At 34.9% G+C, this 13,567-nt stretch carries 11 protein-coding genes; 8 read left to right on the top strand and 3 right to left on the bottom strand.

Annotation, left to right across the window (positions count from 1 at the left end):
• The first annotated feature begins 7 nt into the window (after nt 1–7).
• The 4 genes from bamA (at nt 8) to murI (ending at nt 4,892) form a co-directional block, all read left to right on the top strand.
• Nucleotides 8–2,539: an outer membrane protein assembly factor BamA gene (gene bamA / locus PT603_RS13105; RefSeq protein WP_008237677.1), complete on the top strand. Its 2,532-nt coding sequence runs from the start codon at nt 8–10 to the stop codon at nt 2,537–2,539.
• A 42-nt stretch (nt 2,540–2,581) separates the two neighbouring features.
• Nucleotides 2,582–3,472 (top strand): OmpH/Skp family outer membrane protein, encoded by an 891-nt coding sequence (locus tag PT603_RS13100; protein WP_008237676.1) that lies wholly within the window; start codon nt 2,582–2,584, stop codon nt 3,470–3,472.
• 33 nt (nt 3,473–3,505) lie between these two features.
• Nucleotides 3,506–4,036 carry an OmpH/Skp family outer membrane protein gene (locus PT603_RS13095; RefSeq protein ID WP_008237674.1) on the top strand — a complete coding sequence of 177 codons (531 nt, stop codon included), beginning with the start codon at nt 3,506–3,508 and terminating at the stop codon, nt 4,034–4,036.
• Between the two features lie 64 nt (nt 4,037–4,100).
• The gene (murI, locus tag PT603_RS13090; protein ID WP_008237672.1) at nt 4,101–4,892 is read left to right on the top strand and encodes a glutamate racemase; all 792 of its coding nucleotides are present in this window, start codon (nt 4,101–4,103) and stop codon (nt 4,890–4,892) included.
• A 2-nt stretch (nt 4,893–4,894) separates the two neighbouring features.
• Here murI and PT603_RS13085 read toward each other — a convergent pair whose 3' ends face one another.
• Nucleotides 4,895–5,416, bottom strand: coding sequence for a gamma carbonic anhydrase family protein (locus tag PT603_RS13085; protein ID WP_008237670.1), 522 nt, complete (start codon nt 5,414–5,416; stop codon nt 4,895–4,897).
• Between the two features lie 6 nt (nt 5,417–5,422).
• Nucleotides 5,423–6,457, bottom strand: coding sequence for a PorP/SprF family type IX secretion system membrane protein (locus PT603_RS13080; protein WP_081483478.1), 1,035 nt, complete (start codon nt 6,455–6,457; stop codon nt 5,423–5,425).
• Between the two features lie 505 nt (nt 6,458–6,962).
• On the opposite strand from PT603_RS13080, the gene PT603_RS13075 reads away from it, so the two are divergent.
• Nucleotides 6,963–7,859 (top strand): NifU family protein, encoded by an 897-nt coding sequence (locus tag PT603_RS13075; protein ID WP_008237666.1) that lies wholly within the window; start codon nt 6,963–6,965, stop codon nt 7,857–7,859.
• A 76-nt stretch (nt 7,860–7,935) separates the two neighbouring features.
• On the opposite strand, the gene PT603_RS13070 is transcribed toward PT603_RS13075, so the two are convergent.
• Nucleotides 7,936–10,191, bottom strand: coding sequence for an inorganic phosphate transporter (locus PT603_RS13070; protein ID WP_008237663.1), 2,256 nt, complete (start codon nt 10,189–10,191; stop codon nt 7,936–7,938).
• Between the two features lie 154 nt (nt 10,192–10,345).
• Between PT603_RS13070 and PT603_RS13065 the strand changes: the two genes are divergently transcribed.
• From PT603_RS13065 to PT603_RS13055, 3 genes are all read left to right on the top strand, one after another.
• Nucleotides 10,346–10,546, top strand: a complete 201-nt coding sequence (locus tag PT603_RS13065; RefSeq protein WP_008237662.1) for a dodecin family protein — start codon at nt 10,346–10,348, stop codon at nt 10,544–10,546.
• 112 nt (nt 10,547–10,658) lie between these two features.
• Nucleotides 10,659–12,692 carry a thioredoxin domain-containing protein gene (locus tag PT603_RS13060; protein WP_008237660.1) on the top strand — a complete coding sequence of 678 codons (2,034 nt, stop codon included), beginning with the start codon at nt 10,659–10,661 and terminating at the stop codon, nt 12,690–12,692.
• 31 nt (nt 12,693–12,723) lie between these two features.
• Nucleotides 12,724–13,566, top strand: coding sequence for a mechanosensitive ion channel family protein (locus PT603_RS13055; RefSeq protein ID WP_008237658.1), 843 nt, complete (start codon nt 12,724–12,726; stop codon nt 13,564–13,566).
• The last annotated feature ends 1 nt before the right edge of the window (nt 13,567 follow it).

Genomic DNA, 13,567 nt, shown 5'->3' with positions numbered 1-13,567 from the left:
CTACAACATGTTTTTAAAAAAAATTACCATAGTTTTTTTATTATTTATCCTCTCCATTTTTAATGCAAACGCACAAGAAATTGCATTAGGAAACAATCAAAAGTATATTCTAGGAGGTATAGAAGTAACCGGAATTAAAAGTTATAGCGAACAAGCCGTAATTGCATATACCGAACTTAGAATTGGTCAAGAAATAACGCTCCCGGGAGAAGATATTAGCAGGGTTATCAATAAACTGTGGGGATTAGGCTTATTCAGCGATATTAACTTTTATGTAACTAACATTGAAGGCAATACAGTTTATCTAGAGTTAAATATTCAAGAGGTACCTTCGCTCAATAATGTCAAGGTCCAAGGGATTAAGCAAAAAAAGATAGAGCCGATTCTCAAGGACACGGAACTTAAAAAAGGAAAAAAAGTAACTGAAAGTTTTTTGACCAACACAAAAAACTACCTCATTAACAAGTATAAAAAGGAAGGATATCTTAATACTAAGGTACACATTATTACTACACCTGATACTACAGAATCCAGTGCAGTTAACATGCTTGTAAATATTGATTTAGGGGAAAAGGTTAAAGTACAGAACATAGGCTTTACTGGTAATGACGCTATTAGCGCCAAAAAACTTAGAAAAGCCCTTAAAAACACTAAAAAAATAGTTCCCGGTCGATTTTGGAAAAAATCAAAATACATAAGTGAGGACTTCAAGGAAGACCTAGTTTCTCTTATTGATTATTACAAAGAGAATGGATATAGAGATGCACGTATAATCGAAGACACCCTAGCTTATAATAATGACAACACTATTGATATTAAAATAAAGTTAGAAGAAGGAAATAAATACTACTTTGGAGATATTCGTTATATCGGAAATACAGTGTATTCTGACCGCCTACTTGGTCAGCTGTTGGGTATTAAAAAAGGAGATACCTATAATGGTGTGTTACTCAAGAAACGTATCGATGACCCAAGCAAACCTGACGGTGAAAACATTGCCAATCTTTACCAAAATAATGGGTATCTATTTTCACAAATCAACCCTGTTGAAGTATCTGCTATAAACGATACTATAAATTTTGAAATTAGAATTTTAGAAGGTAAACCTGCTTATTTCAATAAGATTTCAGTTACTGGGAACGAGAAAACTAATGATCACGTTATCTACCGAGAACTTAGAACCAAACCTGGACAACTTTATTCAAAAGAAAATATCATACGAACAATTCGAGAATTAAGCCAGATGCAATTCTTTGATCCTGAACAGATTGTTCCAAAGGTTGAAAATCCAGATCCTAATTCAGGAACCGTAGATATTAAATACGAATTAGCAGAGAAAGGATCAAGCCAAATAGAACTACAAGGTGGATATGGTGGTGGAGGATTTATAGGGACCTTAGGACTTTCATTTAACAATTTTGCAATTAAAGATTTATTCAACAAAAAAGCGTACAAACCAGTACCAATGGGAGACGGGCAGAGTTTAGCTCTTCGCTTACAAGCAAGTCGCTTTTTCCAAACCTATAGTTTTTCATTTGCAGAACCTTGGATGGGAGGTAAAGAACCTGTACAATTTTCAGTTTCTCTATCTCACACGAAGCAATTTTTATATGACTATTTAACTGGAAATGCCGATAAAGATCGTCGTTTTAATATTTCAGGTATTACAGTTGGAATTGCTAAGCGTCTTAGAGTACCAGATGACTACTTTTCATTATCTCAAGCGGTGAGCTACCAACACTATAACCTAAAGAATTATAATACCGCACTATTTACCTTTGGCGATGGTTTTTCAAATTCATTAGCATACACCATAGCTCTAAGCCGAAATTCATCAGGACCAAACCCTATATATCCATTGGGCGGAAACGACTTTACCATAACAGCAAAACTTTCCCCTCCCTATTCATTATTGGACAACACTGATTATAAAGGACTAGCTGAAGAACGTAAAGATGCCGTAGAGAATAATGATACAGACAAAATTGCCCAAATTGATCAACAACGTTTTAAATGGCTTGAATACTACAAAGTGAAATTCAAAGGGAACTGGTATACAAACCTTGTTGATAAATTAGTATTAAAAACTGGAGTTGAGTTGGGTTACCTGGGAGCATACAATAATCATCGCGGAGTTATTCCTTTCGAGCGATTCTTTGTCGGTGGTGATGGTTTAGGAAATTACACATTAGATGGAAGAGAAAACATCCAATTAAGGGGTTATCCAAATCAATCATTATCAGACAATGATGGATCGATTATTTATAATAAATTCTCAATGGAACTACGATACCCTCTTACTTTAAAGCAAACCGCATCAATTTATGGGCTTGCATTTTTAGAAGGAGGTGGAGCATACAACAATTTTAAGAACTATAATCCGTTTGAATTACAGCGATCTGCCGGATTGGGGCTACGTATATTTATGCCAGCCTTTGGATTGTTAGGTATTGATTTCGGTTACGGTTTCGACCCTATACCAGGATCAACCCAGCCTAATGGATGGGAAACCCATTTCATTATCGGACAGCAGTTCTAGAAAATTTGGCACGATATTTTCTAACGTTTAACTGACCAAAGTATGAAAACAAAAGTTCTTTTAGTATTGACAACATTGCTCACTATGAGCTTGTACGGACAAAGAGGTGTTAGGATTGGCTACATAGATATGGAGTACATACTTGAAAATGTTTCGGAATATCAAGAAGCCAATACTCAACTTAGTGGTAAAGTTCAAAAGTGGAAAGATGAAATCGAAAAGCAACAGGCTGCCATTGATAAAATGCGAAAAGAGTTGCTAGCAGAAAAAGTATTACTAACTCGCGAACTTATTTTGGAACGTGAAGAAGAAATTACTATACTTGAAAAAGATTTGCAGACCTATCAAGAAAACAGATTCGGACCGCAGGGAGATTTATTTCAACAAAGAAGACTATTAGCACAGCCTGTACAAGATCAAGTCTTTAATGCCATTCAAGAAATTGCCGCAAGCAGGGGTTATGACTTTGTTTTTGATAAATCTGCAGATTTAGTAATGCTTTATTCTGACAAACGCCATGACATAAGTGATTTAGTTCTTAGAAGTATCAACCGAGCTGCAACTCAAAATGCCCGAAAAGGCCCAAATGAAATTGACAAATTTGATCAAGAACCTGAATTAACTCCAGAAGCCATAGCACGCAAGGAAGCTATCGATGCTAAAAGAGCGGAGCAGTTGGAAAAGACGGAGGAAAGAAAAGCAGAAATTGCAAAAATTCAAGAAGAACGTCTAAAAGAAGTTGAAGATCGAAGAACTGAACAAACTAAAGCTCTTGAAGAAAAAAGACAAAAACTATTGGAAGAACGAGAGAAACGTAAAAAAGAATACGAAGAGAAAAGACAAAAATTAATAGAAGAACGTGAAGCCAAACGCAAGAAAGCATTGGAAGAACGAGAAAAGAAAAAAGATACAACCGAAACAAAAGAAAATTAAACAAAAGACAAATACTAAATTAATTACTACAAAATGAAACACTTTAAAACCCTTGCCATCGCATTTGTACTATTGATGAGCGCAACAACGTTTGCAACAGCGCAATCTAAAGTTGCTCATATTGACGTTCAAAAACTAATGAGCGAAATGCCGGAAATGAAAGCTGCACAGGCACAGTTAAAAAAGTTAGAACAAACCTATTCAGCAGATATCCAAGCTTCATTAAAAGAATTGCAAACCAAAGCAAATGCCTATCAAACAGAAGCTAATGGCCTTTCAGAATCCCAACTTAAATCTCGTGAAGCTGAGTTTCAAAAGAAAGCTGAAGAATTACAAGGTATGGAGGCAAACATTCAACAAGCACGTCAAAGTGCAGGTGAAGAACTGCAGAAAAAACAGCAAGAGCTTATGGGGCCAATCTTAGAAAAAGCACAAAACGCTATTCAAAAGGTAGCTAAAACTCAAGGCTTCCAATATGTATTAGATGCTACCCCAGGAGCTGGAGTTCTAGTTGCGGATGGTAAAGACCTATTGGCTGATGTAAAGAAAGAATTAGGTTTCTAATAAACTTTGAAAATATTCTATAAAAAGTGTTCGCCGCAAACGAACACTTTTTATTTTTGTACCTATGACTTCCTCTCAACCCATTGGTATTTTTGACTCCGGTATAGGCGGAACATCTGTATGGAAAGAAATCATACAGCTACTCCCATATGAAAACACCTATTACTTGGCAGATAGTAAGAATGCTCCCTATGGACAAAAATCGAAGGAGGAGATAATTGCATTAAGTGAGAAGAATACAGAATGGCTTCTAAACCAGAATTGCAAGATTATTGTAGTAGCATGCAATACCGCTACAACAAATGCCATTGTTCATTTAAGAGCGAAATACGATATCCCTTTTGTAGGTATCGAACCCGCAATTAAACCAGCTGCACTTCAAAGTAAAACAAAAACTATTGGCATTTTAGCTACCAAAGGAACTCTTAGTAGTGATTTATTTCATAAAACAACCCAACTATACAGTGATGGTATTGATGTCATAGAACAAGTTGGCGAAGGACTTGTTACTCTCATCGAAAAGGGAGAAATCCATTCCAAAGAAATGGAACATCTTCTAAGTAAATATCTAAAGCCAATGTTGCTAAAAAACATTGATTTTTTAGTTCTTGGTTGCACCCATTACCCCTACTTAATTCCACAAATTACAAAGATACTTCCCAAGCACATCACAATTATAGATTCCGGTGAAGCAGTAGCGAAACAGACTCAGAATATACTGGGACACAAAAACCTTTTGCAACTAGACCGCACTAGATTAGGTGTACACAAACTACACACAAATTCACAATTGGAAATACTAAAACAGTTTGTAAAACCTTCCGAAACAATAATGGTAACCTACATGGATTTTTAAATCTACTCTGATTCTTCTTTGAACCAACCAGAATACTTCACATAATTGTCTGCAATGCGATTAATTTCTCCAGAAATTAGCTCTTGACTTATATCTTTTACTTTCCGAGCTGGTACTCCGGCATAAATACTTCCAGCCTCTACTCGCGTATTTTGAGTGACTACTGCACCTGCTGCTATGATACTATTACTTTCTATAACACAGTCATCCATCACTATACTTCCCATCCCTATAAGGACATTATCATGAATTGTACAACCATGAACAATGGCATTGTGACCAATTGAAACATTATTCCCTATTGTAGTCGGAGATTTTAGATACGTAGCATGAATAACGGCACCATCCTGTACGTTTACTTTATTACCCATTTTAATATAATGAACATCTCCTCGAATTACTGCATTAAACCATATACTACATTGATCTCCCATTACAACATCTCCCACAATTGTAGCATTCTCAGCTACGTAACAATCCAACCCCATTTTTGGAGCTTTACCTTTTATTTTCTTAATTATCATATTTCACTAATAATTTACAGCTGGGCAATAACAATCCCAGCGTCTACCTGATTGCAGAAAGTCAAATCCTAAAGTAATTTGATGGAAACCTCCATTATCATATCTCATATCCCCTCCTTGGTTTGTATAGGTATAGGCAAAAAGAAAATTCTTATAATTAATTCCAATGATAGGTGACACTAGATTTAACTTTTGAGATTTAACCTCCCCATTATCTATATACTGGGCACCATCAAAACTTCTCCTATACGACAAGCCTCCAAATATTTTACCAAAACTAACATCTCTATATACTTTAGCATTTACATCAATACTCTTTTCCTTGGTAAATTCGGATAATTGAAACATTACAGAAGGTTCATACTGCCACTCATTACCATCAATAACTAAACCCAAGGATACCAAATACCTTCTAAGATTATCAAATTCTGCTGCGGTATACAAATTACGCTCACTACCTAAAGCATTTTTCACTGTAAGATGAGTAAAGACCTCACCAATATGATAGGAAACACCAAAATCCACATTAAAATAGGAGGCATTTCCCAATCCACCGTGGATATTCGGATCATAAATCCCCGTTGCTAAAAATTCTGATTCATCAAGTCTACTTTGTATAAAACCAGCACTCATACCAAAAGAAAGTTGGTTCAACAAATTACCACTTCCCAAATTAATATGATGAGCATAGGTGATTTTTCCTCCTGATTGAGAGTGGTACCCATTTTTATCATTAAAAGCAATCATGCCAATTCCGGACCTTTCTGCCAATCGCATATTTGCACTCAGTGTCTGAAGTGCAGGTGCATCATCTACCCCAAACCATTGTTTCCTTGCTGTGAGACGAATTTTTCCCCCATCCCCAGCACCTGCCATAGATGGATGTATTAAATAGTAATTATCGGTAAGGTAATCAAAGTAAACAGGTATGCCTTCTTGAGCCAAAGACTTACTACTAAATAGAAGAATGACCATAAGGACCGAAAAGACCAACAATTGTTTAATTTGCTGGTACCATCTTACAAAACCACTATTTTTCATCTATTAAAATTAAAATATACATAAAAAGATTTTAAACTAGCTACACATGAATCACTCAATTAATTATTCACCTAATAATCATAACAAACCAAAAAAAAGATCAAATAGGTGATAAAAACCATTGCAATTCACAACCACACCCATAGGAATTTTCCCATAGAAACCAAAGATATAAATTTCTGCTAAATACTGACCCTCAAGACAAATAATATTACAAAATCTCTAGATTCACAAAACAAGGTATTCAAACTAGCTTTTGTTATTACAATACATTCATATAAAATGTGATATGGAAGACTTAATACTCCCATCAATAAATAACTAAAATACTTCCTTTCCACAAAGAGTTCTTCACCTCAAAAGGAACGATAAAAAATAAACAAAAAATCAAACAGTACAATTTACTTACTACAATTTGAAACGATAAGATCAAGGCCCTTTTAACAGCTACAAAAACTAACAAGCCTCAGCTACTTTTTGTAATTTTGTAAAAAAATAAACCGATATGGATAAAATAACACTTAACATACAAGAAACCAGTAATCCAACTATAATCAAAATGGAAGCTCCAGTTTTTCTGGTTAAAAACAATTATGAATTCAAAAATATAGATGAGGCCAAAAATTCACCTCTAGCTCAACAACTTTTTTATTTGCCATTTGTAAAAACTGTATACATATCTGGTAATTTTATCGCTATTGAACGTTACAGTATCGTTGAATGGATGGATGTACAAAATGAAGTTGCTGAACAAATAGAAGACTACTTAAATAGTGGCAACCCAGTGGTACTAGATGATGAATCCAAAAAGAAAGTCCCCGTAACAATATACGCTGAAAACACTCCAAACCCTAGTGTAATGAAATATGTAGCGAATAAAAAATTAGTAGCTGCTATACATGAATTCAAATCTATAGATGACACATCTCATGCCCCGTTGGCTACTGCATTATTTCATTTTCCTTTTGTAAAAGAGGTTTTTATGGACGAAAACTATATTTCAATCACCAAGTATGATATGGCTGATTGGAATGAAGTATCCATGGAATTAAGGGAATTTATTCGTAACTATATCACTGACGGAAAAGAAATTATCGATGAAAATGCAATGTTAACATCCAATAAAAACATAATTACAGATACGGCATTTGAAGCATTAGATACGACGTCCAAAGAAATTATTAACATCATAGAAGAATACATTAAACCAGCCGTAGCAAGTGATGGAGGAAACATTTTATTTGAATCCTATGATGAGAATTCGAATATGGTAAAAGTAATATTACAAGGTGCATGTAGCGGATGTCCTTCTTCCACATTTACATTAAAAAATGGAATCGAAACCATGCTGAAAGAAATGCTACACAATCCACAACTTCGAGTAGAAGCCATAAACGGTTAATAAATTACAAATAATAAATACTAAAAGGGGTAAACATAAAGTCTACCCCTTTTATTTTATATCCTTAAAATCTACTTTACTTCACTATTTTCTTATAGTCCTTATTGAACTCTTGGAATAGCAACAACAAATTAATGGTTGCAGCAATAAGATCCTTAGTTTCTAATAACAAACTAAAGTAAAGCTTTGTATTCTTAGGACTCGTCTCCGTTGTACGAATACGATCAATTTGCTTTTGAATTAAAAGAGAAACATGGTCTTGAAGTTCTTTTTGCTCCAGGATGATTTTCTCTAATTTACCAAACGATTCCTTTTCAAATGTGGTTGTAATATCAGTAAACAATACATTAAACTTATCAGAGATCCCTTTTAGATCACGTACTTGATTAAATTTTAAATTCTTATGATTGTTATTCACATGAGTATAACTATTTCGTGCAATATACCCAATAGACTGAACCATATCTTGCAAGTAATCAAGAATTAGAATATAAAATTTACTAGCCTCTACAGAAGTTTCATCAAGTGATTTTATAAAATAAAATACATCACTCTTAAGTTCATCCACCTCATCCTCTAACTTCTTAAGCTTCTTTCTGCTCTTTTTAAGTTTTACTAAATCTTGCTTACCAAGATTATCAATTACTGTAGCATAAATTTCATTTACACTAGAAATTACTCTTGAAATATTATCAGAACTTTCATTAATTATCTCATTAATAGTAATTAAATCGGCACGATCAAAACGACGCTTTTGACTCTTCTCTCTTTCAGCATTTCTATAGACGATGTAACTTCTATATAATAACAATACTGCGATTATGATGAGTACCAATATCGCATATATTTTACCCCAAAAAATAACGGCAGCCATTATAAATGCGGCAATAAACGCTACAAAAGCCGTTACAAACCAACCGCCAACTACATTAAACACTCCCGCCACACGATAAACAGCACTTTCTCTACCCCAAGCCCTATCTGCCAAGGAAGATCCCATAGCAACCATAAAGGTAACGTAGGTTGTAGAAAGCGGTAGCTTAAGTGATGTACCTGCGGAAATAAGTATACTAGCGACCACTAAATTCACCGCAGCTCGCACCAGGTCAAAAGCAGGAGCATCCTCTTTTTTTGATTTCTTTTCTACTGGCTTTTGAAAACGCGCATCTACCTTCGCTACTATTGATTTTGGCAAAACATACTCTACTGCATTAGCTACATTTACAGTACCTCTTACAATTAGACGTGATAAAAAATTAGGCTCAAAACGTTCCTTTCCGGCTTCACTTTGACGAGATAAATTAATTCCAGTTTCAATTACATTCCGGGCTTTCTTTGAAAACCAGAGTGTAACTACCATTACTCCACCAGCAAACAACAATAACAAAGTAGGCGTTTTAACCTTCCCGGCAAGTCCTTCCATAGTAAACGCATCTGGAGACAATCCAGAAGCTGACCACATCTCAAAAGACTGCCAAGCAGCAATTGGAACACCAATAAAGTTAACTAAATCGTTGCCCGCAAAAGCCATAGCTAAACCAAAGGTCCCAATTACAATGACTACTTTTAAAATATTAATTCTGAAGAACATTATTAAAAGTTGCGAAAGTATTGTAAACCCAATTAAACATCCCAACAACAACATCTTTATGTTGTTATCCAGCCATTCCAACATTTCAGGAGAAATAAATGTAACTCCTTTCAACCCTTTGAATACAATAAAGTACGAAAGGGCGGTTAGCGCCACTCCCCCAAAAATACCTCCAGTATATCGTATATTACGTTCGAACTGGAATGAAAAAATTAAACGGGAAATATATTGCACTATGGTACCTACGGTAAATGCTATTACCACAGAAATTAGAATACCGAATATAATTTCTGTAGCTTTCTGAGTGTTAATATAATCTATCAAAGCAGACAATTCTTGTCCACTTCCATAAATCTTAATGATAGCTACACAGACAGCAGCACCTAATAATTCAAATACAATAGAGACCGTAGTTGAAGTGGGCAATCCTAGTGAATTAAATAAATCAAGAAGTAATACATCCGTTAGCATTACCGCCATAAAAATCACCATGATTTCATTAAAGTAGAAGCCATGTGGATTAAAAATTCCACTTCGTGCTACTTCCATCATTCCACTTGAAAAAACGGCTCCAATGGCAACTCCCACACTGGCAACAATCATTATTGTTTTCATTGAGACAGCCTTTGAACCGATAGCAGAATTTAAAAAGTTGACAGCATCATTACTTACCCCTACTACTAAATCGACAATTGCTAGCGCAAAAAGCGCCATAATCATAAATAGATATAGTTGATCCATACTTATGGTTTTACAGACCACAAAAGTCCATTAACTTGTTAAATCTAAAGTTAACTAAATGTTACCAAAATATTACTACGAGTTTAAAATTTTTGGTTAAACAGCTTATATTTTGTACCTTAAAAGTATTATAAATAACTATAAAATTTTAACCATGTCTATTCTAAAAGTAATTGAATTAATGGCGAACTCAACTAAAAGTTGGGAAGACGCCACTTCTAACGCCGTAGCTCATGCTTCCAAAACAGTGAAAAACATTCGATCTGTATACATACAAGATCAAAGTGCGGCCGTAAAAGAGAATAAAATCGTTGAATATCGTGTAAATGTGAAAATCACTTTTGAAATTGAATAAATTCAATTTTAATTCACTCAAAACCATGAAATTCTGAATTTTACCAAGTTAATCCTTTCTTAAAAAACAGCTTGGGTAGGGTTTTTATTGGTTTTCATTGTACCTTAGAATCATGAAACCCAATCTTCTTCAATACGAAAGTAGCCCATATCTTCTGCAACATGCCAACAACCCAGTTCATTGGCACCCATGGAACGAAGACACTTTACGTAAAGCTCAAAGACTTCAAAAACCTTTACTAATAAGTATCGGATATGCAGCCTGTCACTGGTGTCATGTTATGGAACACGAAACCTTTGAAAGTATTGAAGCTGCTGAAGTTATGAATACCCACTTTGTCAATATTAAAATTGATCGAGAAGAATTGCCAGATGTAGATATGCTCTATATGAATGCTGTCCAAATTATGACAGGAAGTGGTGGCTGGCCACTTCATGTAGTCTGCCTACCTGATGGCAGGCCTTTCTGGGGAGGTACCTATTTCAAAAGAACAGATTGGATGGATACCCTACAAAAGTTGTCTTTACTTTACCAACACCAGCCAGAAAAGGTATTAACCTATGCAAAAAAACTTGAACAAGGTTTACACACTGTAAATCTGGTCGAAAAGCAACCGATAACAGAACTACAATTATCTACCCTAACAAAAGCAGTAACTGATTGGTCCGAACATTTTGACAATCTTTATGGAGGAATGAAAGGAGCCCCCAAATTCATGATGCCCGTAAACTATCAATTCCTTCTTCAATATGGACATCTACTTGAGGACGCTACCATTAAGGAGCATGTACATTTAACCTTGAAGCGTATGGCTTGGGGAGGGGTTTATGACCTCCTATCTGGCGGATTCTCAAGATATTCTGTGGACAACAAATGGCATATACCACATTTTGAAAAAATGCTCTATGACAACGCCCAATTAATATCACTTTACAGCAACGCATTCAAAACCAATTCCGACCCACTCTATAATGACATTGTAAAGCAGACCATTTCCTTTATTGAGTCGGAATGGAAAAGCAATGAAGAACTTTTCTTTTCATCTTTTGATGCTGATAGTTTAAATAAAAACAACAATTTAGAAGAAGGCGCATATTATGGGTGGACCCAAGAGGAACTTAAAGACCTCCTTAAAGATGATTACGCTCTTTTTTCAGAAGTCTATAATGTGAATGCATTTGGTCATTGGGAAGATGGTCATTATGTTTTCATTCAAAAAAAGAGTAATCATGAAATTGCTGAAGAGTATGATTTGAACATAGTAACACTCAGCAATAAACTAAACAATTGTAAAAATTTACTGAGACAGGCCTTAAAAAAGAGATCGAAACCAAGACTTGATGATAAAATATTAACATCATGGAATGCTCTTCTGGTAAAAGCATATGTAGATGCATACACCTCTTTCCAAGAGGAATCATACAAAAATAGGGCAATTAAAACCATGCAAGCGCTATTAGACTTGCTTTTAGATGACTCTTATCAACTTTGGCACACTTATAAGAGTGGACAAAAACGTTTATATGGGACTTTGGAAGACTACGCTTGCACCATTGAGGCATTACTTTCTGTATACGAAATTACCTTTAACGATTATTGGCTATTAACAGCGAAAGCTTTAACTGATCATACTCTCGACTCATTTTATGACCCGAAGAGCGGCATGTTTACTTACAATTCCATTAAAACAAACACTCTTATAATTAACCCAATTGATAAGACTGACAATGTGATACCTTCAGCTAATTCGATAATGGGACATAATCTACTAGCCCTATCCCATCATTTCAATACGGAATACTATCACAAAGTAGCTAAACAAATGTTACTAAACATGGAAAAAGATAGTATTACTTTTCCTTATAGCCACGCAAATTGGTTATCACTTTATTTAAAGCTTTGTATCCCCTTTTATGAAATTGCTATATGTGGTGATGATCTTGATCAGATGGCGAGGCCACTATGGAAATCCTATCTCCCTCAGGTACTTTTAAGCGGGACTAACAAAGAAAGTAATCTACCACTACTCGCTAATAGGTTTTTTGATAATAGAAGAGTTTACTATCTTTGCAGAGATAATTCCTGCCAACTTCCCACCGAAAACATCCAAGAAGTATTAACAAAATTTACCACCCTTAAAAACTGAATTCAATTAACTTTTTAATAATACTATTGTTTTGGAAAAATTACAATTATCACTTAATGACACTAAAAACCTAGTTAGTTACCTTATTGAAAAAATGTACGAATTTATCCCCAATCTTATTTCAGCCGTCCTCATCTTGGTTGTTGGTCTTTGGATGATTGGAATGATAAACAAAGTTTTCAAGAAAATGATGGTTAGGCGTGAGGTGGAAATTACCCTGCGTAAATTTTTGGCTAACTTGATAAACTGGCTACTTAAAGCATTACTCTTTATTGTAGTAATTCAAAAATTGGGGGTACAGAATTCCTCCTTTGTTGCCATATTAGGTGCTGCTGGTTTGGCTGTAGGATTGGCTCTTCAAGGATCACTTTCTAACTTTGCAGGCGGAGTACTCATCCTTTTATTTAAACCCTTTAAAGTGGGTGATTTTATAGAAGCCAAAGGAATAAAAGGAACAGTTAAGGAAATAAGCATTTTCTCAACGAGTATAAACACCTTTGGAAATGAATTAGCAATTGTTCCAAATGGACCACTTTATAATGACAATATTATAAACTACAGTAAAGAAGAAAATCGTCGTGCAAACATCATTGCTGGTATTGGGTATAGTTCGGACATAAAAAAGGCAAAAGAAATTCTTTTGGAAATAGCCAGATCTAATGAAAAAATTCTTCAAGACCCAGCTCCAGTGGTTTACGTTGCTGAACTTGCGGATAGTTCTGTCAACCTTTCACTTAGATTTTGGTCTAAAAATGAAGATTATTGGGATATGTATTTCTTTGTAATGGAAGAAATAAAACTTCGTTTTGATCAAAACGGAATTGAAATACCATTCCCGCAAAGGGATATTTATGTGAAAAAATCTTATATTTAGA

The organism is Imtechella halotolerans, assembly GCF_028743515.2.
GTDB lineage: Bacteria > Bacteroidota > Bacteroidia > Flavobacteriales > Flavobacteriaceae > Imtechella > Imtechella halotolerans.
Note: the sequence above shows the minus strand (reverse complement) of the source record. Positions and strands in the feature narration are given on the sequence as shown.